Annotated in this window: 28 protein-coding genes and 10 pseudogenes; all 38 read left to right on the forward strand. The window is 48.5% G+C overall.

Annotated elements, in window-relative coordinates; genetic code table 11:
* Positions 1-118 precede the first annotated feature (118 nt).
* The 38 genes and pseudogenes from QMK51_RS28005 (at position 119) to QMK51_RS28185 (ending at position 24022) form a co-directional block, all read left to right on the forward strand.
* A complete protein-coding gene (locus tag QMK51_RS28005; protein WP_320392700.1) occupies positions 119-832 on the forward strand; it encodes a hypothetical protein in 714 nt (237 codons plus the stop codon).
* 403 nt (positions 833-1235) lie between these two features.
* A pseudogene (locus QMK51_RS29130) lies at positions 1236-1949 on the forward strand (RHS repeat-associated core domain-containing protein); the annotation flags it as partial.
* An 11-nt stretch (positions 1950-1960) separates the two neighbouring features.
* Positions 1961-2572 (forward strand): imm11 family protein, encoded by a 612-nt coding sequence (locus QMK51_RS28020; protein WP_258698200.1) that lies wholly within the window; start codon positions 1961-1963, stop codon positions 2570-2572.
* A 412-nt stretch (positions 2573-2984) separates the two neighbouring features.
* A pseudogene (locus QMK51_RS28025) lies at positions 2985-3557 on the forward strand (RHS repeat-associated core domain-containing protein); the annotation flags it as partial.
* Between the two features lie 397 nt (positions 3558-3954).
* Entirely contained in the window at positions 3955-4311 is a 357-nt protein-coding gene (locus QMK51_RS28030) for a hypothetical protein (protein ID WP_320392701.1), read from the forward strand.
* Positions 4312-4450: 139 nt separating this feature from the next.
* On the forward strand, positions 4451-4777 hold the full coding sequence (locus QMK51_RS28035; protein ID WP_258698204.1) for a hypothetical protein: 327 nt from the start codon (positions 4451-4453) through the stop codon (positions 4775-4777).
* A pseudogene (locus tag QMK51_RS28040) lies at positions 4744-4940 on the forward strand (RHS repeat-associated core domain-containing protein); the annotation flags it as partial. The gene QMK51_RS28035 and the pseudogene QMK51_RS28040, both read left to right, overlap by 34 nt.
* A 34-nt stretch (positions 4941-4974) precedes the next feature.
* Positions 4975-5490 (forward strand): SMI1/KNR4 family protein, encoded by a 516-nt coding sequence (locus tag QMK51_RS28045; protein WP_320392702.1) that lies wholly within the window; start codon positions 4975-4977, stop codon positions 5488-5490.
* A 43-nt stretch (positions 5491-5533) separates the two neighbouring features.
* Positions 5534-6691: an ankyrin repeat domain-containing protein gene (locus QMK51_RS28050; RefSeq protein ID WP_320392703.1), complete on the forward strand. Its 1158-nt coding sequence runs from the start codon at positions 5534-5536 to the stop codon at positions 6689-6691.
* A gap of 105 nt (positions 6692-6796) precedes the next feature.
* A complete protein-coding gene (locus QMK51_RS28055; RefSeq protein WP_320392704.1) occupies positions 6797-7168 on the forward strand; it encodes a hypothetical protein in 372 nt (123 codons plus the stop codon).
* 24 nt (positions 7169-7192) lie between these two features.
* Positions 7193-7820, forward strand: a pseudogene (locus tag QMK51_RS28060) (RHS repeat domain-containing protein); the annotation flags it as partial.
* Between the two features lie 168 nt (positions 7821-7988).
* A complete protein-coding gene (locus QMK51_RS29135) occupies positions 7989-8153 on the forward strand; it encodes a ribonuclease domain-containing protein (protein ID WP_413817549.1) in 165 nt (54 codons plus the stop codon).
* Complete coding sequence (locus tag QMK51_RS28065) at positions 8153-8485, forward strand: barstar family protein (protein ID WP_320392705.1); 333 nt, start codon at positions 8153-8155, stop codon at positions 8483-8485. The genes QMK51_RS29135 and QMK51_RS28065 overlap by 1 nt, the downstream gene beginning before the upstream one ends.
* A gap of 353 nt (positions 8486-8838) precedes the next feature.
* On the forward strand, positions 8839-9153 hold the full coding sequence (locus QMK51_RS28070) for a hypothetical protein (protein ID WP_320392706.1): 315 nt from the start codon (positions 8839-8841) through the stop codon (positions 9151-9153).
* A 4-nt stretch (positions 9154-9157) separates the two neighbouring features.
* Positions 9158-9511 (forward strand): annotated as a pseudogene (locus tag QMK51_RS29140) (RHS repeat-associated core domain-containing protein); the annotation flags it as partial.
* A 234-nt stretch (positions 9512-9745) separates the two neighbouring features.
* Positions 9746-10210, forward strand: a pseudogene (locus tag QMK51_RS29145) (HNH endonuclease); the annotation flags it as partial.
* A gap of 247 nt (positions 10211-10457) precedes the next feature.
* Entirely contained in the window at positions 10458-11102 is a 645-nt protein-coding gene (locus QMK51_RS28085) for a hypothetical protein (RefSeq protein ID WP_320392708.1), read from the forward strand.
* A gap of 262 nt (positions 11103-11364) precedes the next feature.
* The gene (locus tag QMK51_RS28090; protein WP_258698210.1) at positions 11365-11835 is read left to right on the forward strand and encodes a hypothetical protein; all 471 of its coding nucleotides are present in this window, start codon (positions 11365-11367) and stop codon (positions 11833-11835) included.
* Positions 11836-11845: 10 nt separating this feature from the next.
* Positions 11846-12229, forward strand: a complete 384-nt coding sequence (locus tag QMK51_RS28095; RefSeq protein ID WP_320392709.1) for a hypothetical protein — start codon at positions 11846-11848, stop codon at positions 12227-12229.
* A gap of 50 nt (positions 12230-12279) precedes the next feature.
* Entirely contained in the window at positions 12280-12732 is a 453-nt protein-coding gene (locus QMK51_RS28100; protein WP_320392710.1) for a hypothetical protein, read from the forward strand.
* A 376-nt stretch (positions 12733-13108) separates the two neighbouring features.
* Positions 13109-13978: an SEL1-like repeat protein gene (locus QMK51_RS28105; protein ID WP_320392711.1), complete on the forward strand. Its 870-nt coding sequence runs from the start codon at positions 13109-13111 to the stop codon at positions 13976-13978.
* A gap of 46 nt (positions 13979-14024) precedes the next feature.
* Positions 14025-14571, forward strand: a pseudogene (locus tag QMK51_RS28110) (RHS repeat-associated core domain-containing protein); the annotation flags it as partial.
* A gap of 40 nt (positions 14572-14611) precedes the next feature.
* A complete protein-coding gene (locus QMK51_RS28115; RefSeq protein ID WP_320392712.1) occupies positions 14612-14923 on the forward strand; it encodes a hypothetical protein in 312 nt (103 codons plus the stop codon).
* 8 nt (positions 14924-14931) lie between these two features.
* Complete coding sequence (locus QMK51_RS28120; RefSeq protein WP_320392713.1) at positions 14932-15351, forward strand: hypothetical protein; 420 nt, start codon at positions 14932-14934, stop codon at positions 15349-15351.
* Positions 15352-15818: 467 nt separating this feature from the next.
* Positions 15819-16097 carry a hypothetical protein gene (locus QMK51_RS28125; protein ID WP_258698216.1) on the forward strand — a complete coding sequence of 93 codons (279 nt, stop codon included), beginning with the start codon at positions 15819-15821 and terminating at the stop codon, positions 16095-16097.
* 87 nt (positions 16098-16184) lie between these two features.
* Positions 16185-16907: pseudogene (locus QMK51_RS28130) on the forward strand (PAAR domain-containing protein); the annotation flags it as partial.
* 108 nt (positions 16908-17015) lie between these two features.
* Positions 17016-17627, forward strand: coding sequence for an Imm43 family immunity protein (locus QMK51_RS28135; RefSeq protein ID WP_320392714.1), 612 nt, complete (start codon positions 17016-17018; stop codon positions 17625-17627).
* A gap of 215 nt (positions 17628-17842) precedes the next feature.
* Positions 17843-18130 carry a hypothetical protein gene (locus QMK51_RS28140; protein WP_258698219.1) on the forward strand — a complete coding sequence of 96 codons (288 nt, stop codon included), beginning with the start codon at positions 17843-17845 and terminating at the stop codon, positions 18128-18130.
* Between the two features lie 89 nt (positions 18131-18219).
* Positions 18220-18699: a competence protein ComJ gene (gene comJ, locus QMK51_RS28145; RefSeq protein ID WP_320392715.1), complete on the forward strand. Its 480-nt coding sequence runs from the start codon at positions 18220-18222 to the stop codon at positions 18697-18699.
* Positions 18700-18771: 72 nt separating this feature from the next.
* Complete coding sequence (locus QMK51_RS28150; RefSeq protein ID WP_320392716.1) at positions 18772-19149, forward strand: hypothetical protein; 378 nt, start codon at positions 18772-18774, stop codon at positions 19147-19149.
* Positions 19136-19612: a hypothetical protein gene (locus QMK51_RS28155; RefSeq protein WP_320392717.1), complete on the forward strand. Its 477-nt coding sequence runs from the start codon at positions 19136-19138 to the stop codon at positions 19610-19612. The genes QMK51_RS28150 and QMK51_RS28155 overlap by 14 nt, the downstream gene beginning before the upstream one ends.
* 29 nt (positions 19613-19641) lie before the next feature.
* A pseudogene (locus QMK51_RS29150) lies at positions 19642-19804 on the forward strand (RHS repeat-associated core domain-containing protein); the annotation flags it as partial.
* 217 nt (positions 19805-20021) lie between these two features.
* Positions 20022-20612 (forward strand): hypothetical protein, encoded by a 591-nt coding sequence (locus QMK51_RS28160; RefSeq protein ID WP_320392718.1) that lies wholly within the window; start codon positions 20022-20024, stop codon positions 20610-20612.
* 460 nt (positions 20613-21072) lie between these two features.
* Positions 21073-21672, forward strand: a complete 600-nt coding sequence (locus tag QMK51_RS28165) for a hypothetical protein (RefSeq protein ID WP_320392719.1) — start codon at positions 21073-21075, stop codon at positions 21670-21672.
* A gap of 41 nt (positions 21673-21713) precedes the next feature.
* Positions 21714-21995 carry a hypothetical protein gene (locus tag QMK51_RS28170; protein WP_258698226.1) on the forward strand — a complete coding sequence of 94 codons (282 nt, stop codon included), beginning with the start codon at positions 21714-21716 and terminating at the stop codon, positions 21993-21995.
* A gap of 96 nt (positions 21996-22091) precedes the next feature.
* Positions 22092-22454 (forward strand): annotated as a pseudogene (locus QMK51_RS28175) (hypothetical protein); the annotation flags it as partial.
* Between the two features lie 22 nt (positions 22455-22476).
* The gene (locus tag QMK51_RS28180) at positions 22477-22857 is read left to right on the forward strand and encodes a hypothetical protein (protein WP_258698228.1); all 381 of its coding nucleotides are present in this window, start codon (positions 22477-22479) and stop codon (positions 22855-22857) included.
* A 718-nt stretch (positions 22858-23575) separates the two neighbouring features.
* The gene (locus QMK51_RS28185; protein WP_320392721.1) at positions 23576-24022 is read left to right on the forward strand and encodes a hypothetical protein; all 447 of its coding nucleotides are present in this window, start codon (positions 23576-23578) and stop codon (positions 24020-24022) included.
* Positions 24023-24083 lie beyond the last annotated feature (61 nt).

Consider the following 24083-nt stretch of genomic DNA (forward strand, 5'->3'; position numbering starts at 1 on the left):
GGTGGAAAGCTGAGCAACCCTGGATTACCCATTACGCCCGACATGATCTCTAACGGAAGCATCCCTAGACCCAATGGAGGCTTTATACCTCCCGCAACAAGACTAGAGGGATTCTAAGATGTTTATTCTTCACAATGTCGAATTGATAGAAACAGCAGAAATGCAGTATCAGGACGCTTCTATCACTTGGTCTTTTGGTGGTAACTCATCGCTTATTTCATTGACCATCAACAACAAAAGAAACACAAACTCTGAACCTTGGATCACAGAGCCCTCGGACTTTTTTTCGTTCAACGATGAAGGGAAGCTCACTTATTTAGGTCTGTCAGTTCCAGGCAGAAACAACGAGCTAGCCATTGAAGCCCCAGTTACAATGTTTGGCAAACTCAAGCTTCACAACAAATTGCACTCAGTAGAACCTACAATCACTAGAGCATTCGACCCCCGCAATAGAACACTTACCTGTATCAATAAGCAATTCACGAACGAGCATAAATATTCATTCATAAAACTCAAGGATGATATCAACATAATTCTGGCAGACAGCCATTATGTTGGTTATGTATTGAGCAACCCTCTAAACTACCTGACTGACAATACAAATGATTCGATCGACTCATCCTGCCCAGCTGATGACGACGAGTACAGTTTGATGAGGCTTTTTTTTGAAATAATGTCGGACAATAGGGTTGAAAAGCTGAATGACGACATGGCGCTGGTCACCATTGAACTAAGTAATGCGATACTGCCAAACATTCATTTTATTAGAAGCTCCCTCAGGAAAAAAATCATAAAATCTTCTGTCGAAGAGTTACTGGATTTTTACTCGTGATGCCCCGGGCCTTGTCCAAGTCGCCAGACAGATAGCGTAACGACTTGTGGTACTTCGCCACTCGCACCAGGTCTTTTTCCTGAAGCGTGCCAGCCGGGTTAGATCAAGGTTGCCCTTGATGTTCTCTATCTTGACCTTTCTCGCCAACTCATCCGGATGGATTCGGGCGATGAAATCCTCATATGCCTCGCCGGGACATTTCGAGAGGCAGTCGATCGCCTTTATCGCACGCTCGGAGATGCCCAACGCCCTCAGATCGTCGAGGGTGACGTCACTGTCTTCGACCACATCGTGAAGCACGCTGACGACCTGCTCGTCCAGATCATCGAACTTCAGACGACGCCGCCAATCTCCTTAACGGTCCGCAACAAGGCGCCGGACTGGTGGTGCACAACATGCTGCTGACCTACCAGGACAAGCGTTACCGCTACGGCTCACCGAGGCGGACGGCCACAACGTCTGGCAGGCAACTTACCGGGTGTGGGGTAACACGTTAGAAGAGGTGCGCGAGCCGTACTACATTGAGCAGCAGAATCTGAGGTTTCAGGGCCAGTACCTGGACCGGGAGACGGGGCTGCATCTCAATACGTTCAGGTTTTATGATCTGGATGTGGGGCGGTTTATGACGCCGAATCCGATTGGGTTGGCGGGGGGAATCAATCTATATCTGTATGCGGCCAACCCACTCGAGTGGGTGGACCCGTTGGGATGGAGTTGCTCGTCATCCATTAACAAACGAATCATCAAGCTGAAGAAGCAGGGCTATCAGGACCATCACATACTGAGCGACAAACACATCAGCACGAAAAATCACCCGCTGCTCAAATTGGCAGGGTTCGACCTGCAAAACCGGCAGAACAAAATATTCCCGCTCAATAAAACCAAAGCTTTGACTGATGGGCGTCGATCGATCCACCAAGGACGCCATGCGGCTAGAGTCAACCGAAACCTCGGAAGAAAAATGGACCAGGTGGAAATAATCGGCAAACGAGACAACTGGAATCAGGCCCAATACCGCAAAGCGTTGGATAAAATAGTGTCCAACGAGCGCAAATTACTCCGTTCAGGCGAAAGGCAATTGAATAAAAATGCACACCCTGGCGCTCATTACAATTAGGAGATCCAGAAATGATCTTAAGCTGGCAGGCCCCTATCTATTACAACGATAAATTGACCGGTTCATACGATGCGGAGGGCGGCTCCTATGAAACGGCAGGATCGAACTTTGACTATCTGTCACTCCTGACAGGTGAGCCTTACCCTGCCGACATGGATAAACCCAAAATATTTTTCCCATGCAAAAAGAAAAAACTGCTGACTTACGACTGCTTATGGTTATTAGGCGACATTCCTTTGGTGAGCCAGCGGTTAGCGGATTTCCTCGTACAGAACGCCGGTCACTCTATTGAGCTCTTGCCACCCACGAGTATTGCTGCGGACGGGGAGCAAGTGAGCGAAGTCTATTACATTGTCAATGCTGCCCAGGCGATAAGCGCGGTTGATCACAGCAGGTCGGTAGCAGAGCTCTCTGACAATGGCTCAATAATCTACTTCAATGAAATTTGGTTTCATGATAACGCCGCGGAAATGGGCGCAATTGCACGCGAGCGTGATTCGGGAGACCTTTTGATTTCCCAAGAGTTGGCTGACGCCATGATCGAACAGAAATTCAAAGGCGACAAAGGGCTAGGCTTCTACACCGCTGAGCGCTCATTCACCCCCTATAAAAACCAAGCGTGATCTACTAGTGGAAGGCATTCGTTAAAAGCGTCAATCAACGCCCACAAAAAATGGGCACCCGACCCAGTCGGTGTGCCCATTTCTCACGTTCAACATGTGCGCAGCACGTACGACGTAACTTAGAAGACGTTTCTTCAAAGTACACCGCCTCCGCCGGTCTACGAAGGCTGTACCGCCGAGCGAGAGCAAGCTCCCTCACCATGGATTGCAGTGCAACAATTGCCGTCTGGGCACTCCCGTTACACCATCCGATAACCTCACCACTAGGACGAAACGCCACCCAGAGCATTGCGTAACGGGGTCGCGTCGATGCTGCGCCCGGCACCGGACCAGAGGCCAGCGCCGTTCGCAGCGCTGGTCAGCAACGTCTGGGCAGATTGCGCAGCGCGACCCCCATCATTTACCGGAGCGCGATGCCGTTGGCCGGCTGATCGCCAAAGTCACCGACGATGGCCGCACCGACTACACCTACGACCCGCGGGGCCGACGCATCGCCAAGACCGAACACGACAGCAAAGGTTATCCACTGGGAGAAACCCGCTTTACCTGGGACGGCCTGCGCCTGTTGCAGGAACATCGCCATCAACAGACCAGCCTCTACCTCTACGAAGACGAAGGTTACGAACCCCTGGTCCGCGTCGACGGCACCGGCCCGCTGCAGAAAATCCGCTACTACCACAACGACCTCAACGGCCTGCCCGAGCAACTCACCGAAGCCGACGGCCACAACGTCTGGCAGGCGACTTATCAGGTGTGGGGCAACACGTTAGAAGAGGTCCGCGAGCCGTACTACATCGAAGAGCAGAACCTGAGGTTTCAGGGCCAATACCTGGACCGGGAGACGGGGCTGCAGTTCAATACATTCAGGTTTTATGATCCGGATGTGGGGCGGTTTACTACTCCTGATCCCATTGGTCTGGCCGGGGGGCTCAACTTCTATCAGTATGGGCCGAACCCGGTTTCTTGGATCGACCCCTTGGGATGGGCGAGCTCCAATCCAGGCGTTTATGACGTATCGTTCGAAGCACATATCAACAAAGAAATTTGGCGCTCAAAAGATTCTGTCCATTTCGCCGAATCCAACAGTCAACTTCATTATGCGATGAAGAATGACCCCGCGTTGAAGGCAGCTGTTGAAGCAAAACACCCGGGTATCTCAAATTGGGTAGCTCCGAAGAAAAATGGCAAATTCAGAATAACAGCAATGAAAGGCTCGACGTGGCATCACCATCCTGTGGTGGCCGGCAATCTCCAGCTGGTGAGCCACGAAGATCACAAAAACCGTCATGGTGACTGCCACCCGAAAGGCCGCAATGAAAAACGAGTCGGCAGCAGGAAGACATGGGGCGGCGGGTCATCTTGTAGAAAATAAGGAATCAATGATGAAAAAGATGAAAGGCATCACCGACCTATTCAGCACGATCAATTCCGTTACCGATAATGACTGGATCTATACAAATTTGGACGAATGGGAGCAGCAACCAGAAAATGCGGTTTTCTATCTCATTACCGAAGATGAAATTGATGATCTAGAAGAGGATGACAAGACCGTAGAAAACAGCGCCGGAGAAACCATTCCTAAGTCGCTGGAAAAAGAAAATGTAGAGACCTGGGTTGACGTGCAAACCCTTCAAGCCATATCGCAGATAATTCATAAAAAAATAAAGACCCCTGATATCGCCATTTTGATCCAGGCAATCAATCACTATCGAGAATACGACGACTTCATGGAGGCTTGATTTTTCCAACAAAAGCGGGCATTTGAACCAGTTGGAGCGTCTGCTTTTAAGGAAATACAGGGGCTGACCTCGTTTTAACCCCGGAAGCAAACCCGGCTGCGGTAAATCTGCGTTAAATAATTTCCCGTGGGAGAAGAACATGAGCGCCCTCGACAAAGCATTTAAAGAACTACGCCGCGGCTACAAAAACTTGATATCGAAGGCAGCTTCGAAAAGAACAGCCAAGCCAATGCAAAGTGCCCGCAGACGTTGGCGCGGTCAGGTCGGCTATAAATGGACTGGGGAATCGAACAAGACCCAGCTGAACGGAAATTGGCCGGCCCATTTTCTAGTGTCCATGGATGATATCTGTGGTGGTAAACCTGTTATCGCAGTCACCGATACCCTTGGCACGCGCAGCACCTGGCATGGGGCCAGAGCCTCAAGGAGTTATGCGAGTCCTACTTCATCGAAAAACAAAACTTAAGGTTTCAGGGCCAGTATCTGGATCGGGAAACCGGTCTGCATTACAACACCTTTCGCTTCTACGGCCCGGATATCGGGCGCTATACCCCCCTGACCCAATCGGTCTGGCGGGAGGGCTGAACCTTTACAGCTATGAGCCAAATCCTGTCGGGTGGCTCGATCCGTCCAACTATCCTGCCTTTAACAAGGAGTGCAACCATGCCTTTTTTATATAAACCCGGCCTGTCAGATGCGGACATACAGGGATTTGAGCAGCGTTTGCAAAAAAAACTGCCTTCGGATTACAAGGATTTCCTGAAAAAAAGAAACGGCTTTTATGCAACAGCTCCCGATTATGTAAGTCTGGCACTCGATAAGGTCGATGAAGGCAGCATCGCCTTCGACCGCCTTTTCGGCCTTATACCCGACGAAGAAAGCAATGATCTGCTGGCGTTCAACGAAGAGTTTATCGACGAGCTTTCCTTCCTGGACAACAGCATCGCTATCGGTGAAGACGGTGGCGGAAATCCATTTGTATGGGTCGTAGAAGCTGGCAAGGAAGGCCTATACTACTGGGACAGGACTCACTTGCACGAAAGTGACGACAAAAATGATTTTGATATCGCTGAGCGCGACGGCTGTGGAAATCTGTTTTTCCTGGCGCCTGATTTCACGTCGTTCCTTGACCTGATCCTCTCTACGCTTATCAGCCCGCCCGACTTCGTCGAGGAGTGATTCAGGCTCGCGCTACCAGAAAAGAGAAAAATGGATTTTTTAAATGAACAACCCAGAAGAAATTTATGAAAAGAACATCAAAACTTTATTAGCCATTCACGCAGACATCGCGTCGGGAAATGCAGCCTCACTAAAAAAGCGCCTAGAGAAAAATTCCGTTCTATTGCACCTGCCCATGTATGGCCTTATTGGTCATGAGACCCTGCTGCACATGGCTGCCGAACGGGGTCAAACCGAAATTTGCCGCTTATTGGTGTCTTTAGGTATTGCGCTGGACCAGCCTGCCGTCAGCTCCGGCAATAGCACGCCACTTGCCGCAGCCGCTGGAAATGGACATCTACAAACATGCCAATGGTTTCTTGAGGCCGGTGCTTTGGTGGATGGATGGCCTAACAGCATAACCACCCCGCTGATTGACGCGATTACCTTTGGGCATCAGGACGTCGTCAATCTTCTTATAGAACACCATGCCAACATCAATCGACTGCACACCAGGCTGAATACCGCGCCATTGGACATCGCCAATACCTGGGGATTTACAGGGATTGCGTCCACCTTAAGAAAATCGGGGGCGGTCAGTATCATGGACATCGTTGAAAGCCCGCTCGAGGAATTTGGTAGTTCTATAGTCACTTTCGTGCACAACACCGCTGGCTGGGTTTTACCCGCACAACTGAGTCCCTTCACTAATGAAGAGGGTCTGGAGCTGCGTATCAGCTGTATTGATGGCAAAAACAAGTTCAAGTTACTCTTCACCATCGGACTTTTTGCCAAAAGTCCTCATACCGAATTATTCGTATGCTTGCCTGGCGACTGGCCTCTCACGCAGCAAGGTTTTACCCCCCACAGTCCTTGGTTTTTTCCGGTTGAGTTGCTGTCTCTGCTCGCTCGCCACACGGTCGATGATGGCCCCTTGTCGGAAGGCTTCTTGATTCGTCGTTCCGAGGCCATGTATGCCAACCTGGCTTGGCCAGACGAAGTGGATGCTTTCGTGGCCGTGGATAAAGCCTGGGATACGAGAACTGAAAAAGAGATGATCCCCGACGATGAAAAGGTAACGCTTTATGTTTTGGTACCTGTCAAATTCACGAAAAAGGGCGAGCCTGACGCAGCAGCATTGCGTGCTCTGACACAACGCAAACGTACAGCCAGTTGGGCGAGTGTGGTCATTCCCGCTCCGGATCCAGGGATAACACAGTAGAAAAGTGGAGCGGGTTCTGTGCCGCCTTCCTCGCCCTAGGCAACATCGAGGAACAGGACCAAGGGTCATAACATCCAGCATCCCAATAAAATAGTTGAGGCCGTCATGAAATACAAAGCATGCGAGAATTGCTATGCACATTACGACGCTAAACTTAATAGATGCCCTGATTGCAACACCTCACAAGGACGGCTCGACGACGGAATAATTGTTTTTACCGAAGCCACCCGAGAAGAAATATCAAACCTCGGCGGGATAATCTGGAACATAATATCTATCGACTCTAAACAGCATATCTTGCCCTGCGAGTGGGGGGTAATTTATTTTCACAGTGAAACTGGCAGACACTGGAGCTACCTATGCGGCATTGTTGATAAAGTTACTGTCAACCAATATATAGAAGTAGCTCATGGGGGCATTAAAGATTTTCTGGAAATCACTAGCGGAAAACTTATAAAAAGAGAGTCAGGTTCATAAACATGACGCCCCCACGAATCCGATGATGCTAATGGCCGAATCATCACTAGCCAGGACAACCTGCACGGCCAGAGCGAAACCCTCACCTACGACGCCGCCGCCAACCTGCTGGACGGCCCACCACCCGCTGGCGCCGGCCGACTGATCGAACGCAGCGCTAAACGGGACTTGCAGCGCTTCGGTTACGACGCTGAGAGCCGGTTGATTGAGGTGCGCAGTGGAAACGGCAGCGTGCTCAGGATGACCTACGACCCACTGGGCCGGCGCATTGAAAAACCGAGCACGCCCCCCACGGCTACCCACTCGGCGAAACCCGTTTGATCTAGGACGGCCTACCCGAGCAACTCACCGAAGCCGACGGCCACAACGTCTGGCAAGCAACGTATCGGGTGTGGGGCAACACGTTAGAAGAGGTGCGCGAGCCGTACTACATTGAAGAGCAGAACCTGAGGTTTCAGGGGCAGTACCTGGACCGGGAGACGGGACGGCACTTCAATACGTTCAGGTTTTATGATCCGGATGTGGGGCGGTTTAAGACGCCGGATCCGATTGGGTTGGCGGGGGACTAAATGCTTACGGTTATGCCTCCGATCCGCACAGTTATATCGACCCCCTGGGTTCAAAATGCTCTCATTTTGCTAAAAGCCCTAAGCAAGCCCATGCTGCGGTCAAAAGCAAATGAGGGCACAGCATGTCAAAACAGGAAATGAGAGAGCTGCAAAGCACCATTAACCGAACTAAATTAAGGTAGCCTCGCTACTCCAACGAGGGCACGCCTTTCAGTAACACCCACACAATCGGCATCCCCAACAGCCAAAGACTGAACACAGGAAGCGGGCCCTATCACGAATGGACGGTTAAAACGCCTAATGTAGGAACCAATGGCGCTCGGCGCATCGTCGTCGACAAAAAAACAGGCCAAGCTTATTACTCTCACGATCACTATGATTCATTCATAGAAATAAACCTTGGAGGATGGAAATAATGAACATAAAAGCAACGATTGAGCTGGATTTTTCTGAAATAAAAGATACCGAGCAACTGTATGAAGCCCTCGCAGAAAAATTCGGCTTCCCTGATAGTTATGGCAAGAATGTCGATGCCGTAATTGACTGTTTATTTGGCTTGCGGTATCCAGAAGAAGGAATGACCAAAGTAAGAATAGATCCTTCTGAAAAAATAATTATCCTAACGAAAAATATTACCTCCGCCCAACAAAACTTACGAGAGACGCTTATCTTCATTGTTGAATTCGTTAACTACAAGTGCAAATTTAAAGAAACACCCTCCTCAATCCTTTTGCTCCTTGAGCGCTAGCCCTGAAAATAAACAGAATCATTACACCAGAAAATATCCATATTCGTCGGTCTCATGACGCAACGGTGCGACTTCAAATTCAATCGCTCCCTTGGGATTAGTGATGCTTGAAACACATTCTCAGATGACGGGCACCAGGTTATTAGGCAAACTGAATAGCACCATCACATCGTTTCGTGTCGAGAAAAAATGTGCGAAAGGCAAGTGGAAAACCTTAAAAAATGGACATATTCAATCTACTTTCATACAAGCTTGAAAATTTCCTGAACATCCGGCCGTACCCAACGAAGCTGGGCGCTGTTTTTTACGAAGAAGACGAGCTCGCCTTCTCGTCCTAAAAATTAGGTACCCCTATGCCACTCGATTTTATGGCTTCAGAAAGTCAAAAAAACATCAATGAAAAAACCTCCGTATTTTCTCTGAGTGAAAACGCACACGATATTCTGCTGAGCATCGCAAAACCCAAAAAAGACTTCCCGAAAATACATAAATTTTCCGATTACTACTCCGACACCAGCATTCTTTTTGGCGAAATAAAACCTCTAATAGTTGAAATTGAAAAAATAATGAAAACCGGCAAACCAAATTCAATCGAGCTGAATGACTTTATAAAATTCCTAAATAATACCTACGATGAAAATTTGAATTTGTACATTTATTGCGATTAAACCCATTTTTCTATACGAGGACGAAGGCTACGAACCCCGGCCCCGTGTCGACGGCACCCGCATCAGCGGCCTCCCGGAACAACTCACCGAAGCGGAGGGCCACAACGTCTGGCAGGCGAGTTATCGGGTGTGGGGCAACATGCTAGAAGAGGTGCGCGAGCCGTATTACATTGAAGAGCAAAACCTGAGGTTTCAGGGGCAGTACCTGGACCGGGAGATGGGGCTGCATTTCAATATGTTCAGGTTTTATGATCCGGATGTGGGGCGGTTTATCACGCCGGATCCGATTGGGTTGGCGGGAGGGCTGAATTTTTACAGTTATGCCCCACTCACCCTGACCTGGATAGATCCGCTTGGGCTATACAATGGTGAAGGATCTCGCGACCTAGGGAAATATCATGTGTTCCATGAGCACTCACTGAACGCGTCCGAATACAAAATGACTGACGCAGAGCACTTTAGCCGCGCAAATGAATCTGTTTACAAACGAATGCAAACAGATCCGGACTTTAAACGTCAAATGCAGACTAAATACCCTGGCGCTGTAGAGCTTGTGCAGCCACGGCCGAATGGGAGGTTCAGAGGAACATCCCCAGCCAATATGACTTGGCATCATGGAAACAAACCAGGCTCATTACAGCTAGCCGACTTCAATGATCATAAAACGTATCATAAAATCTACCACCCTGATGGTAAAGGCGGTCGAAATAAATGGGGCGGCGGTACGAAATGTCGAAAACAAGGAGTACTTATGATAACCATTAATGGCTTTGACGAACTTCTGCAAAAACGTAATGACCTACCCAATGTCGGCTGGTTATATGTGGATACTGATTTTGATTTGGAGTCAGAAAACGACATCCTAAATAGAAAATATTACCTTGCAGAAAATGACGAAGAAGAAATGGAGTTCGATGACGAACACGGAACATTCCTTGAGTCTCCGATACTCAAAGCGATCATTGAAAATAAAATAGAACATCATCCGAACTCCAGCAAAGAAGAACTACTGAAAGCAGTTACTTATTATTTGGAAAACGATGACTTTCTAGACTAGATTAGAAAAAGAGCCGGAAGAGCTAAACAACGTCCGGCTCTACTTTTTAGCGAAAACCATAACATGCATGTTTGGATAAAAAACGGGAATAAGTTTTTCTACCGAGAGACCGGGCTGCACTACAACACGTTCCGGCTTTATGATCCGGGGGCGAACACAAAATCTGGATTCGAGTCGGGTTTAAATAAATTCAACTTGGAGCTCAACGGCGGAAAGGTTTTCCCATTAGCAAAGTAGGAGATGCCCCATGAAGGACTTTTTACACGCACGACTCAACGAATATAAGGATAAATATTCAGAGCTTATATCGTCTGTGGAGAAAAACTACAAAACGACAATCTGGGGCATGGGGATCATGCCTTCCTATTCGCCGGCCCCCTATATGTCGGAACTCCAGGGATGTAAGCCTGGGCATTTTTTTAAAAAAAAATCTGAGCCAGCCAAAAACAGACAACGTTATTTCTTAAATGAGGATAACAAAATAATAGGCGAGTTAAAATTTGCGAAATACGTAACAATTAAAAAACAATGGATTGTTTATAGACGGTTTTTTTTGCATGAGGCCGATCAAACCCTTGAACTTACATTCGGCAGTGAGCTAAACGGCAACCTAGAGGCCAACCTTGACTCGGTTTCCCTTATTAAGTTTCTGAATGACAAACCTATAGGGCATTACTGTTTGAACAATACAGGAGAATACTTCGAAACTCTTTATAAATACAATGCCAATAAAATCACTTCGATTACTGAAAAAATATGGCGAAGCACCTTCACGGAAAGATCTTATGAGATCAATCACGCAGATGATTCCCTAACCATTTTTGAAATACTTACGGACAATAGCAAACTGAAAATTTATCCTGAGGAATGTTTGACGAAATCAAACTCTTGACGAGCAAGCACTTACCCACACTTGAATACTCAGAGCATTCGAGAGGCGGTGGTACTCTACGAGTATTTATTACCGTCCAAGATTACGGTTCCATCCAGCCCAACATTCACGAAAACGATTATTGGACAGTGTACAAAGCCAATAAATCTGGAGAAAATATTGTATTTGGCAGAATTGGACATGGCGACTTCAAAAATTACGACCTAATAAAAGACTCTCCAGTCTATGTTAATGGCACGTCAATGAATGGTGGAACTTAAATATGATTGACTTTGCAGCAGACATCAAATCCAAGCACTCAGCAGCAAACGTACTATTAGGGGAAAACATTTCCAGCCATATCGATGAGTTATATAGAAAACATAACGTAAAAATAAAAAATTATAATCTACCAGACGGGAAAACAAGGATGGCCTATGTGGTAAACGACACCATCACCATAGCAACCCTTTCTGACGGAGAAATATACTCAATCGGCTGTAATGTACATTACCAAGGACTTTACAGAGGTGTGCTTTCTACAGGGATGTCTTTTGGCCAAGTAAAAAAACTTACAAAGCGTCAACGCATTTTTAATGGCTCAATAATTATCGATGATGACTTCGGATTTTCCTATGTATTACCCACCCCTTATGACGAGATAGCCGATAGCATTGAGGATATACCTCTAGAACTGATTTTAAATGAAATCTATATTTCTGACTTCTCCTCCTGGCTTAGTAGCTCGTGTTAATCGAACCAGCATGAAAAACAACTATCGACTGGAAAAGCTCAAAGTGCTTGAATTGGCTCCGAATGAAAGCAGAGAAGCTATCTATTCAATGATGTTACAGCCAACGCTTTCAGGGGATTACATTCAAGCACTCGACTCACTTAGAGATCTAAGGCCTCACATGACTTCAGATTACTATTATGTGGCACACAAGCTGATTGCTTACAAAGGTAAAAAAATAATTTTCAAGGGAGAATTATATAAGGCAGAAAAAAACGATCTCTTGAATTTTCTTGATGATGCCGTGACTTCAGGCGATCTGCGCGAGTTATTAATCTCTCCAGTTCAGGCACATCCAAACAGAAAAATAATATACATTTCAGAAGATGCAGTTTATTTGTATGCGGCAGGATAACACTAAGTACCAGATAATTTTTTAAAGCGAACACAGCAATGAATCTGAATATGTTCACCCTACAAGAAAGCGACTCGGCCATTTTGCCAGAGAATGTCCGTATTCGTTGGTTAAGCCACCCCATTACGCAGATATTTATGGCGTTGCTGCCAAAGATAGACATCAACGGAAGCAGTAAAATAGTCGTGAAATTGGGTCCGAGGGGCGAGGAGGATTTATTTGATAATGTGCTAGACGTGACTAATGTTTTTATTGAAGATTTCGATTTCAAAGGTTTTTTGTCACCAGACCGTTTCACTCAGAATACCAAGCTGTTAGACGAGTTAGGCAACGCGCTTATTACCATCGCCACAAAAAAAGTCGAAAATAAAGAAGTCATCAGTGTAATAAATTCCACTCGCAACGCGGTGAAAAAGACTCAATTTCAATTAACAACTCAAATTAAAAACTCTCGAAAATCAGTAAAGACAAAAAACAAAAAATCAATGTTTTTAGACTTTTAAGCCCTGAAGTTGGCGAGAGCTGGTATTGCGAAACAACTAACTCACAGAATTCGACGGAGAAGAAAATCTGGATGAACGACATCCCAAGCTTTATTGACGGGAGTGATTATTTTAAAAGCGCAGAAATAAAAGACAATATTTATTTTGTTAAGAGCCGTTTAGGCAAGATTGTTTTCGAAATGCCGTTGTCGTGATCAAATGGACAGAAGGGTAAACTCTTCTGAAAATACGAATAAACCATTCAGGCAGGGTCAATTCGCGCACGAAAGCTGCGTATTCAGTGAATAATGCGCAGCGCGAACGTCGTTACTGAAGTTGAAGATTCGATCTCCGACTGGAGGGTTCGCAACGTCATTCGACCTAGGCAGAGATCCTGATGAGCAAATATTTATCGACACTCGAAGTCGACTCCCCTACGGAGCGCCTCCAGGCTCACAGCGTTCGGGAGGCAGCCGTACTCTACGTTTATCTCCTTGCTACTAAGTGCAAGCTACCTGCTGGCGGCATTTCCAAAGTAGTTCTTCAGCCAGCTCCAGTCGAAGCAGAGAAAACGCTTCTGGATGTTTGCACCTACTCTCATCCGTTCAAGCACCTCGATAAGCTACCTGCGGACGCTACGGACAGCGCCATTCGCCAGTCGCTAATCGAGGACATTAACGAAGCGCTTTTGTCGCTGGCGGCGCTCAAAGGGTGGGATAACGACCCGATACATAGGCTCCAAGCTGAGATCATCAAACGTGACTATCGGTTCTCAGGCACCTCGGGACGCTCACTAAAAAACCCGTCCAAAACGCTTACTGCAACGGTTGCTTGGCGCACGGATCAATACATCAAAATCGGCGTCCTGGTGCAGGGTTCAAAAAACACGCCTGAAGCATTTTTCACAGCCACGCGAATCAGCGTCGCGCTGGGTCTTTTTGAGTCGTTGCTAGGTCCTGTTGAATGGGTGAACGATCAAGCCGTTCGGCTATTCCAGGTAAACAAACGCGATTATTGGGAGATTGATACCACATCCAAAACGGTGGAATTTCACTTTGCCCGAGCCGAATCCGGTGATGCCCACGGTCAATATGACATGGCGAAAATGTACCTTGATGGATGGATAGTCGAGCAGGACTTTGAACGAGCCAGACAGTGGCTGGAACGTTCAGCCGCTCAAGGTTTTTCCCGCGCAGTAAAGCTTTTGCAGCGAATGAATGATGGCGATGAAAACCTTGCCGATCCGGTGATGAGCAGCAAGAAATAAACCAGCGGGCGCTGCTTCACTTCAAGCCCCCGCTGCTGCTGATCGGATTGAAGCGCGCAACGAAAACGGCAGCGTGCTCAGCATGACCTACGACCGCTAGGCCGGCGCATCGAAAAAACTGAGCACGACGGCAAGGGTTATCCACTGGGGGAAACTCACTTCACCAGGGACGGCCTGCACCTGTTGCAGGAGCATCGTCATCAACAGACCAGCCTCTACCTCTACGAAGACGAAGGTTACGAACCCCTGGCCCGCGTCGATGGCACCGGTCCGCTGCAAAAAATTCGCTATTATCACAACGATCTCAATGGCCTGCCGGCAGCTCACCGAAGCGGACGGCCACAACGTCTGGCAGGCGACTTATCGGGTGTGGGGCAACACGTTGGAAGAGGTGTGCGAGCCGTACTACATTGAACAGCAGAACCTGAGGTTTCAGGGGCAGTACCTGGATCGGGAGACGGGGCTGCATTTCAATACGTTCAGGCTTTATGATCCGTATGGGGCGGTTTACGACGCCGGATCCGATTGGGTTGATAGGCAGCATCAACTTTTATGCCTATGCGAAAAACCCAATCGGGTGGGTAGATCCACTCTAAAGCCTTCAACAAAAGACATAATATTTCGAAGAAATGGGTGAATCAGCTTTCGGGAAAAACGCCTCAACAGGTAGAAGCCATGCTATTGAAAAAAGGCTATACCAAAAGCATTACAAACTTGAACACCAACAAAACCCAGCACACCCAGTTCACAAGGGCTACAAAGTCGAGAAACAAAGACGTGCTGGACTACCACCCAGGCGGTGGCGGCCACCAATCCGATTACTGGAAGGTATACAGGAATGGCAAGATTCAGGGTCGTATAGGAGCCAAGCGTTTTGAAAAGTACGAGAAAATTGTGAACAGCCCTGTTTTCGTAGACAGCGTCTTAATGAATGCACCAAAGTAGAGTTAGCAATGGATATCACCAAGATAATAGTGCCAAAAAAGTCCATCGGCGGAATATGCATAGGAGAAAATATAGAGAAGATTGAAGCACGTATCTCAGGTCGATATAAGAGTCACAAGGAAGTTAACTCACTCACAATAGACGATGGGCTTATCGGAGCCTATCACGGTACTGACGGAATTATTTCTTCCATTTCCTGCAATCGATCTTTTACCGGAAACTACCAGAATAAGCTTTGGGCTGGAATGACGGTAGCCGACGTTCTTAGGCACTCCAAAGAGCAAGTAGCATGGTCCGGCTTCGTGCAAATAGATAAAATCAGCGGCATTGGCCTTTCATTGCCCGAAGCGCATGATGATTTCGAGTCCTTAGCTGATTATCTTGGACTTGACTTCGTATTCGATGAACTCTGGGTATATAATTTCTAGTGTTTACTCAGAGCAACTCAACTTAGTTAGAAATTTTAGACTGTTGATAAACGCCACCTAATATCAGGCTCACACTAACTACACTATTCTTGAGTAGTTTGGAAATTATTTATAATGAATATAAAATCCAAAATGTGACCATTCAACGTAAGACCGCCAAGGGACTGGGAGGCCTATGGCGTGAACTCGCGCAAGACCGCACTAGGAGAGGTCAATCACTGGGGGGGGTGATCTGTCCAAACGGGTACTGGTCAGCAAAAAATTGCAGCTCAACAACGTCCTGGATTTGACCCGAGCCGATGTGCGCAAACAATTAGGCGCCTCCCTTAAAAGCATTACCGGCGATAAATGCACCCAAACCCATCAGATTGGCGTCTGGTCGAAAGCCAATGGTTATGATGGAATTCGGGCGCCGTCGACGCGAAACCCGACCGGTAGTAACTTAATATCATTTGCAGGTTTTTAGAATGGGACTGGAAGACGAATACACCGGCGATGCCGATTGGCAGGATTTCGTGGATTTGTATAACAAAGTCTATCTCGACGACGACGCCTGCATGCTGGCGAAAGCCTTGGATGGCAACCTCGATATGGCGGTCGTCCTTAACGGTAAAAGAGGGCTTGAGGAAGGGTTGTGGTGGATCGAACAGAAAGTGCCCGCCCTCGGTAACAAACGACCGGCCGATTGCCTCAAGAATCCGAAGCTGATCAAACGCCTGAGAATGGCGCTGATGAGTATGCCGTAACCGACAAGGAGAAAGGTGCAATGGAAGGCATACAATTGCGCAACGATTGCGCGGCGGTCAGACGCTTGCGTCGGATAAACATCCCGCATGTCTGACGCGCTCTGGGCCGCCCGACTGGGTGATGCACTCAACCATACCTCGATGATGGCCGACATTCTTGGCGGCGTGCTGGAGGTGGCGGCCAACATCGCGATCACCGTCGTCACCGGGGGGTTGGGTTGCTTCGTGCTCGGCTTGGTGGTGGGCACGATCGTGGGCCTCGCCATGAGCAAGAGCGGGGTCGACAAGGGCTTGAGTAACCTGTGCGAGAGTTTCAGCAACGCGCTGTTTCCGCCCACGGTGCAGGCGAACATTCTCACCGGCTCCACCAACACCCTCACCAACAACATCCCTGCTGCCCGCGCCGCCGGGGCGATCCCGTCCCATGTCGCGCCGGCCGGTACCGAACTGGAAATACCCGAGCCGGAAGCCGAGCCCACTTACCTGGACATGGCCGAAAGCTTCTTCTCCCAGATGTGGCGCCCTACTGTCGCCACCCCGGCGCCCGGCGCCGTGCCCAAGCCGCTGGACCTGCTCGTCTGCATGAAGCATCCGCCGATGCCGCCGCAGTTCATGGCCGAGGGCTCGGACAAGGTCACCATCAACGGTCAGCCCGCCGTGCGCAGCGGCGAGCGCAGCACCTGCGACGCCAAGGTGGTGGGCTCCGGGCTGATCTCCTCCAACGTGACCATTGGCGGCGGTTCGGTGGTGGTGCGCGAGATCCGCACCGGCAAGACCCCGGGCGTGGAGCTGGCGGTCCCGGCGTTGCTGGCACAGCAACAGGTTTCATCACTACAAAGCAGCCCTCGCAAGAAGACTGTTTCAGGAAGAATACGAACCAAATCCAGTACCGGTCGACTTTGCTGACAAGAGGCTTTCATGTTCTATACCCTTGCATTCAAGAAAGACAAAGACTGCCCCACCTTCATTGATGGCGTTATTCATGAGTCGTACAGCCCTGGCGCCTATGACGATGCGATGGATGCCGACTGGCACGACGCGGGCCCCGACGAAGCTCTCGCTCCCCTCCCGAAAAAGCTGGTGCTGATTACCAAGGACAAGCGCTATGACTTTGACTTTTGCACAGCCTTTGAGGGGCATATTGTCAGTGAGCGCTTCCTGGAAGCCTTCCAGCCCCTCAAGACTTCCCGATGGGAGATCGCAGAACTGGAGATCGTCAACCCGAAGGGCGTTTCGGTCGCACAGCGCCAATATTTTTTCATGCGCCAGCTACGAATAGACAAGGAGCCTGTGGACGTGATCGATCAGACACTGTCGAAGATTAATTTTCGAGCGAGCGGCGAAATCAAAAATATCATCAGCCTGACAATCAAAGAAAATATCAGTACAGATTTTTTTAGTATCGATGAAATTACTTTACTTGGATTCGTATTTCTTTCGCCTCACGCCGCCACTGCACTTAAAGAACTAAATCTGGTAGGTGCAGAAGTGGTCGATACGGAGAAGGTCGGCTCAATCGATAGAGCCTAGGTCCCACTCAGCATGCAGGTGATTACCCTTTTCAAGATCCAGCTAACCGAAACCGAACCAATCGATTTACTCACGGGCAACTGAATTGATCCCCTATGAAAAAGTGGATCAGAACGGTGACGGCTCTATTAAAGCTGAGATTAATGATGATCGAGAACACATTTTCGAATAACGAGGCGGCCACAATGGTCCGTATCGACATCACAGGTTAGAACATGAATAAACTCATAGATGCACTCAACACCGGTAAACGGCGAGGCTACGAGGAAAGTCGCTTGATCGAGAGGGGGGCTTTTCTATTCCAGTACGCCATAAAAAAACAAGACAATATTTATTACACATATTATTTTTCAATCGACGAATCTCGCATGGACTTACTTGAAGATGATGAAAATGAAGAAATCGAAGAATTTTCAACTTTAGACGCCGCCTTGGACTATTTGAGAGATAAAGGTGCTGCGTTAGAAAAATTCGCAGCAATAAAAAACTCCTTGCCCTTCTAAAAAACAAGCAAAGGCTAGCCTGACCAAAGCGAGGGCTCTAGAGCCGATGCATCGTAGAAACCGAGCAGGATGCCGATCGAGGTTTATAGATGAAAAAGATAGCTCAAACTGTGGACCTATTAATCTCCCACAGCCAGATTCAATTCCGCTCACGGGACTTCGACGAAATCTCATGCCAGTGGGGCAGGGTTAACCTGGAGCAGGGTGCGATCATTCATAGCGACTATGTTGTGTTTGACCCTCTACCCGAAGACGCTTTCGGGGCAAACGTGCACCTGAAACTGGAAGACCGCTTCAACCTCGACCCCACCGCCCAGCGCTGCATCGTCGTGCCGTTTCATGTCTCGGACCCCGGTCATGTGGAAATTGCATCCGCTGCTGAAAAACTCAAGGTCGAGCTTGATCTAGAGAAACGCGACTATGCGTTGTACTTCGAGGTTTGTGAGGGTGAAGAAATATTTTATAAAATCACTCTGGTCCCATCAGACAGCAAAGTTCCAGCCAAGTACCTGCTGGACGATCCTTGGGGCGGCGAGAAAGACAAGGTACTGGTAGGGGGACTTCGTTAGAAGTTCATCTCTGCGTCCAACAAAAATGGGCACCTGATCCAGTCGGTGTGCCCATTTTTCCAGCTCGCGCTCATGCTCCCTCGCCATCCGATCAGTCGAATCCATCGCGTCTTTACCTATGACACCCGCGGTCAGTTGCTCGCCGAACAAAGCGCGACCGGCACCCTGCCCTCCCACTACGACGAACTCGTCAACCTGATCCAGACCCAACTGCCCGACGACTGCTGGCTCAATCGCCTGTACTACGAAAGCTATGATCAGGCTGGCGCGGACAGAATGAAGAAAGGCCTGGTTACTAATGGCTTTGATATACATCATAAAAAGCCGATTTTCAGAGGAGGCAACAATCGTCAAAGTCATCTTGTTCCCATGGACAAGGCCTACCATAAAACCAATAGCAAGACCCTACATTGGTATCCTGAAGGGGAAAATCCATATGGACTCAATTAAAAGTACACAGTGCCAAGTCTGCAAGGAAATCTTTGAACTGAATGCGCAGCAGCAAAGTTTCGTCTTGCCCCTGGTCGAAAAAGGTCAACGTTTCATAATGATAGAGTGCCCCTGCTGCGGCTCCTCTACGCAATGCGTCAAGACTGCGGATAGTGCTCAGAATCAGAATCAAGACATACATTATCGATGCCCTATTACTCAATGCGCAGGATGGGCAGATTTGATTGACACCCATTCGCCGCCATTCTGGGGATGCGGTGAATGCGGCAGCGTTTGGTATGAAGAGAGTAATTTCCAAAAAGAAATTACCGAAATTATCGCCCGTCATCCTTACAGAGGAGGTAGCTATGAGAAAATCAATGGCAAATGGCTGCCTGCCACCTTAAGCTCAGAGCCTGTAAATTACGAAGAACTCGTCAAGAAAGAACCGCCTGATGAAAACGATGAGTTGGTACGAGACTGATTGACTAGTCGATGGTCGTAAAAGAGTAGAACCTGAAGTTTCAGAGGCAGTACCTGGACCGGGAGACTGGGCTGCCTTTCAATACGTGATTCGGATGTGGGATGGTTTACAAAGTCGGATCCTATTGGGTTGATGGGAGGATTAAACCTCTATCAATATGGACATAACCGATGGGTGGCCCCATGGGGTTGGGGTTGGGGTTGGGGTTGTGTCCAGTTCAAAACGCTGGAAAAAGGCGACGCTAACGGTGCAAAGCTCCTGCATGAGACGTAGTGAGATCAAGGTATTGGAAGAGTCGACACGAAGCCTCGAAAACTTCAGGCGGCGTGAACGACCCCCGAAACTTACGGGAAGTCACACGAGAACAACATGCCGAACTTGATAATTTCAGACATCTAGGAGCTAAGTAATGACTGCTATAGAAATTGTGAAGCAATTTGTCGAAGCATCCATTTCGCCAAAAGAATTCGAAGCGGAAATTTATGCCAACTCATCAATTGAAGAGTTACTAAGAATCGAGAAAAATTTACCAGCTTACGTGGCAGAGTCAGACCTATACACATACGCCATCAGTCAAAACTATGAAAACCTTGAATCCATATATAACACCCAAACTCTTCTATCTGACTTTCTAAACAAGAAAAACATACCCCACAAGATCAAAAAGAAATATAAAGAGCTATTTAACCTAACGCTGAAAGTTCAGCCAAAATGGTTGTCCCTACCATCAGATTATCTATCCAGCCTCATTGAAGACAAAAAATCACTTAGCACCAAAGAGCTGCAGCTATGGTTAAAGGGAAAAATAAAAAGTGATTTTCGTTCTCTGAAGACACCACCTAAATGGCTCCAAAACCCCGAATGGCCTATACAAGATGGAAAACCAATGATTTTTTTGGGGCAACTCGATATTAGTGGTTTAAGCCATGATAACTCGCAAGCTTATTTGTTTTTTGATGAAAACAAGAAAACTTTTCATACGGTCACGCAATCTTGCTGATCAGCATTGACATTGAAAAATGTCGAGCTAGACCATCCTTGGCGCCGTGCTGGCGGCGTAATTTCACATTAAGTTCCCTTGGGATTAGTGATGATTGAAAACACATTCTCAGATGACGAAGCGGCCATTACCTCAGTGGATCTGGACCATCTGGAGTCCGCTATCGGAAAGAAGCCTACTTTTCGCGAACGACTGGGGCGGCAACTTCTTTTGCCCGAATCTTGATTCGGGGTCCATCAGTGATTTCACGACTGATAGCTTTGATAGCGATCTTAGCCCTGAAGAGAATCAGGCCCAATCTGAAAAACATGTCTGCTCTAATTTCATCCGGCTTGTTCAAGGACTGACTAATGAACAATATATATATGAAGAGTAAGCGTCTGAATGGCATTTGGATCGATCTCGTGCTGGACGACAGCAAAGTTCTGCTCGGGGGTTTTGCGGGGGGCGAAAAATGAACATGAGCACGTTACAAAAGGCATTGATAGAGCTGCACCGTATCCATAAGAAATTCCTGTTGGACGGCAAATTCGAAAAGAATGGCCAAGTCAACGCCACATGGCCGCAAACGCTTGAGCGCTCTGTCGAAACTGATTTTTTCTATGACAACTACGAGCCTGTGGGTGTAGAGATGGAGACAGGTTTGACTCCGATACGTTTTTTTGACCTGAACACCATTGAAGATGACCAAGCGGGCTACAAATGGGATGGCAATTCAAACAAGTCGCAGCTCAACCCACGCTGGCCAGCCAGTTTTGTAGTATTTATGGATGATATCGGAGGCGGTAAACCTGTCATCGCCGTTACCGACACTGAGGGTACGCCTGTATTTGCCAGCTATGACGTGGCTTTGCCTTTCAAAATTGCCGACTCATTGGCTGATTTCTTTTTTGCTTTTGCCAAATTGATTGAGGTTGTCCACGGCGAATTCGAATTTTTTGAGATCTATAACGATGATGACGAACTTTCCAGCAAGTTCGTAGAATTACTCACAAGGGAAGTCAGCCCCCTACTTGGGGAAGAAAACTTCGAACGGTTTTTTGATTATTTTTATGGTTAATCTTCAGGTCATGGATCTGACCCGGCCAGTGAGCGCAGAAGATGGAACAACTGGAAGACGAATACCTCGGCGATGCCGACTGGCAAGTGCTTGTGCGGTTATTCGAAGAGGACTATCTCGACGACAACGCCCGCACCCTGGCGAAACAACTGGATGGCAACCTCGACATGGCGGTCATCCTCTACGGTAAAAGAGGGCTCAAGGAAGGATTGTGGTGGATCGAACAACAAGTGCCCGCCCTGGATAGCATACGGCCGGCCGATTGCCTCAAGGATCCGAAGCTGATCAAACGCCTTAGAGCCGCGCTGATGCGCATGCCGTAACCAACAAGGAGAACAGTGCAATGGAAGGCATCGAATTGCGCAACAAACGCAACGATTGCGCGGTGGCCAGACGCTTGCGGCGGATGAACACCCTGCATGTCTGACACGCTCTGGGCCGCCCGGCTGGGCGACGCACTCAACCACACCTCGATGATGGCCGACATTCTTGGCGGCGTGCTGGAGGCGGCGGCCAATATTGCGATCACCGTGGTGGCGACAACTGCAGCGGTCGCGGCCATGGGCATCACCGGCGGGCTCGGTTGCTTCCTGCTCGGCGTGGTGGTCGGTACCATCGTCGGCCTCGCCATGAGCAAGACCGGGGCCGGCAAGGGCTTGAGTAACCGGTGCGAGAATTTCAGCAACGCCCTCTTCCCGCCCACGGTGCAGGGCGCACATTCTCACCTCACCAATAACATTCCCGCCGCACGAGCCGCCGGAGCGATCCCGTCCCATGTCGCGCATTCAAAATTAAAGGTTGTTCATGATGCACAGAGATAATTTTGTCGATGGGATGGTTTTCCAAGATGATGATGACCTGGTTGAAACGGTTATTTTCAACATGCGTAGTTGGGTCGAAGTCATCCGAGGAATTATTGTTCACTATGCCAACAGGACCGAAGCGGAAGCCGATTCGCTTATGGCTGCTGCGCCTGTAATAAACAAGCCTGTCAGTAACTACATGGCTGTCATTTCAAGGAGCCACGAACTGGAGTACCACTGGGCAATGTTGATAGCCTATGGAAAACAATATTGGTCCACCCAGGGAATCAGCCAAGAGCCTCCCGAAGACTACCTTGAATGGGAAACCAATTACCGGACCGAACATAATCTGGCACAAGAAAGCTTTGTATTCAGTGAGTAGTGAGCGCACGGGGCCCTTACCGCAGTGGTCGCTTACCTACGCGACAATGCCAAACACACTAGCCGGCCCTCGATAACGCCGGCCGCCTTGCAAAGGCATTTCGAGTACGACCCCACCGCCAACCTGCTGGACGGCCGGTGCCTATTACGACTAGGAAATTCAAACATGATCTTAGGTTGGAAAGCCCCTACTTACTACAGCGAACAGCTGATCGGCTCGGCCGATCTGAAAAACATGTTTGCTCAAATTTTATCCGATTTGTTCAAGGACTGATTAATGAGGAGGATATAGACGAGGAGTAAGCGAACCAGTGTGGATAACATACGTCCAGTCGATGCCTCAAGTATCCGAAGCAGATCAAACGCCTGAAGGTTGCGCTGATGCGCGTACCGTAATCAACAGGGAGAAAGGGGGCAATGGAAGGCGTCGAAATACGCAACCGGCGCAACGATTGCGTCGCATCCAGCCCCTTGCGGCGGATGAACCCCGCGCACGTCTGACGCGCTCTGGGCCGCCCGGCTGGACGATGCACTCAACCACTCCTCAATGATGGTCGACATCCTCGGCGGCGTGCTGGAGGTGGCAGCCAATATCGCGAAGGGCGGCAACTTCTATATCTGAGTCTTGATTCGGGTCCATCAATCGCCATACGGGCGGGACTTAGTGAAAGTTATAAAAACTACCGGGCAATGGTAAAGCAGGCTTCACAGGAGAAAACATGAGCGGGTTGACGGATTTTCACGTTTTCTGGGGTGCTGCGATGGAGATTGCAGAAAAGCAATCCGCGTCGATGGAGGCCGAAGGTGCAGAAGATTTTGCACGGGGCCTTTACGACGAATACGTTAAGCAAGGCGCCCCCAAAAATAAAAAGAAATGGCTATCAGAACGTCTGGAAAATGAGTTCCTGTATTTGAAGGAAAAACCTGTATGGGTGGGAGAACCAACCTGGTTGTATCATCAGGGCCGACCCATGGTTTTCTTACATCAATTTTTAATTTCACCTTCGGCACAGCACATAAAAGAAAAAATTTCACTTGGCGACACCATCTACGTGTTTGGTTCAAAACATATTCTTAAAAGGTCGCCAGAGGATAGTTGGACGGTCATTTATCGAACGGCCGTTCAAGCCTTAGAAGGGGAAACTGCAGTAGAATTCCTAGAGTAGGCTGTTAGTAATCTGACGCCACTTATAGCGATCAAGTGTCAAGAGGACGCCCACCATAAAT

This window comes from Pseudomonas sp. P9_31, assembly GCF_034008235.1.
Taxonomy (GTDB): domain Bacteria; phylum Pseudomonadota; class Gammaproteobacteria; order Pseudomonadales; family Pseudomonadaceae; genus Aquipseudomonas.

Coding starts and splice junctions, on each gene's coding strand:
- QMK51_RS28005 (WP_320392700.1), top strand. CDS start 119: ATGTTTATTCTTCACAATGTCGAATTGATAGAAACAGCAGAAATGCAG.
- QMK51_RS28020 (WP_258698200.1), top strand. CDS start 1,961: ATGATCTTAAGCTGGCAGGCCCCTATCTATTACAACGATAAATTGACC.
- QMK51_RS28030 (WP_320392701.1), top strand. CDS start 3,955: ATGAAAAAGATGAAAGGCATCACCGACCTATTCAGCACGATCAATTCC.
- QMK51_RS28035 (WP_258698204.1), top strand. CDS start 4,451: ATGAGCGCCCTCGACAAAGCATTTAAAGAACTACGCCGCGGCTACAAA.
- QMK51_RS28045 (WP_320392702.1), top strand. CDS start 4,975: ATGCCTTTTTTATATAAACCCGGCCTGTCAGATGCGGACATACAGGGA.
- QMK51_RS28050 (WP_320392703.1), top strand. CDS start 5,534: ATGAACAACCCAGAAGAAATTTATGAAAAGAACATCAAAACTTTATTA.
- QMK51_RS28055 (WP_320392704.1), top strand. CDS start 6,797: ATGAAATACAAAGCATGCGAGAATTGCTATGCACATTACGACGCTAAA.
- QMK51_RS28065 (WP_320392705.1), top strand. CDS start 8,153: ATGAACATAAAAGCAACGATTGAGCTGGATTTTTCTGAAATAAAAGAT.
- QMK51_RS28070 (WP_320392706.1), top strand. CDS start 8,839: ATGCCACTCGATTTTATGGCTTCAGAAAGTCAAAAAAACATCAATGAA.
- QMK51_RS28085 (WP_320392708.1), top strand. CDS start 10,458: ATGAAGGACTTTTTACACGCACGACTCAACGAATATAAGGATAAATAT.
- QMK51_RS28090 (WP_258698210.1), top strand. CDS start 11,365: ATGATTGACTTTGCAGCAGACATCAAATCCAAGCACTCAGCAGCAAAC.
- QMK51_RS28095 (WP_320392709.1), top strand. CDS start 11,846: ATGAAAAACAACTATCGACTGGAAAAGCTCAAAGTGCTTGAATTGGCT.
- QMK51_RS28100 (WP_320392710.1), top strand. CDS start 12,280: ATGTTCACCCTACAAGAAAGCGACTCGGCCATTTTGCCAGAGAATGTC.
- QMK51_RS28105 (WP_320392711.1), top strand. CDS start 13,109: ATGAGCAAATATTTATCGACACTCGAAGTCGACTCCCCTACGGAGCGC.
- QMK51_RS28120 (WP_320392713.1), top strand. CDS start 14,932: ATGGATATCACCAAGATAATAGTGCCAAAAAAGTCCATCGGCGGAATA.
- QMK51_RS28125 (WP_258698216.1), top strand. CDS start 15,819: ATGGGACTGGAAGACGAATACACCGGCGATGCCGATTGGCAGGATTTC.
- QMK51_RS28135 (WP_320392714.1), top strand. CDS start 17,016: ATGTTCTATACCCTTGCATTCAAGAAAGACAAAGACTGCCCCACCTTC.
- QMK51_RS28140 (WP_258698219.1), top strand. CDS start 17,843: ATGAATAAACTCATAGATGCACTCAACACCGGTAAACGGCGAGGCTAC.
- comJ (WP_320392715.1), top strand. CDS start 18,220: ATGAAAAAGATAGCTCAAACTGTGGACCTATTAATCTCCCACAGCCAG.
- QMK51_RS28150 (WP_320392716.1), top strand. CDS start 18,772: ATGCTCCCTCGCCATCCGATCAGTCGAATCCATCGCGTCTTTACCTAT.
- QMK51_RS28155 (WP_320392717.1), top strand. CDS start 19,136: ATGGACTCAATTAAAAGTACACAGTGCCAAGTCTGCAAGGAAATCTTT.
- QMK51_RS28160 (WP_320392718.1), top strand. CDS start 20,022: ATGACTGCTATAGAAATTGTGAAGCAATTTGTCGAAGCATCCATTTCG.
- QMK51_RS28165 (WP_320392719.1), top strand. CDS start 21,073: ATGAGCACGTTACAAAAGGCATTGATAGAGCTGCACCGTATCCATAAG.
- QMK51_RS28170 (WP_258698226.1), top strand. CDS start 21,714: ATGGAACAACTGGAAGACGAATACCTCGGCGATGCCGACTGGCAAGTG.
- QMK51_RS28180 (WP_258698228.1), top strand. CDS start 22,477: ATGATGCACAGAGATAATTTTGTCGATGGGATGGTTTTCCAAGATGAT.
- QMK51_RS28185 (WP_320392721.1), top strand. CDS start 23,576: ATGAGCGGGTTGACGGATTTTCACGTTTTCTGGGGTGCTGCGATGGAG.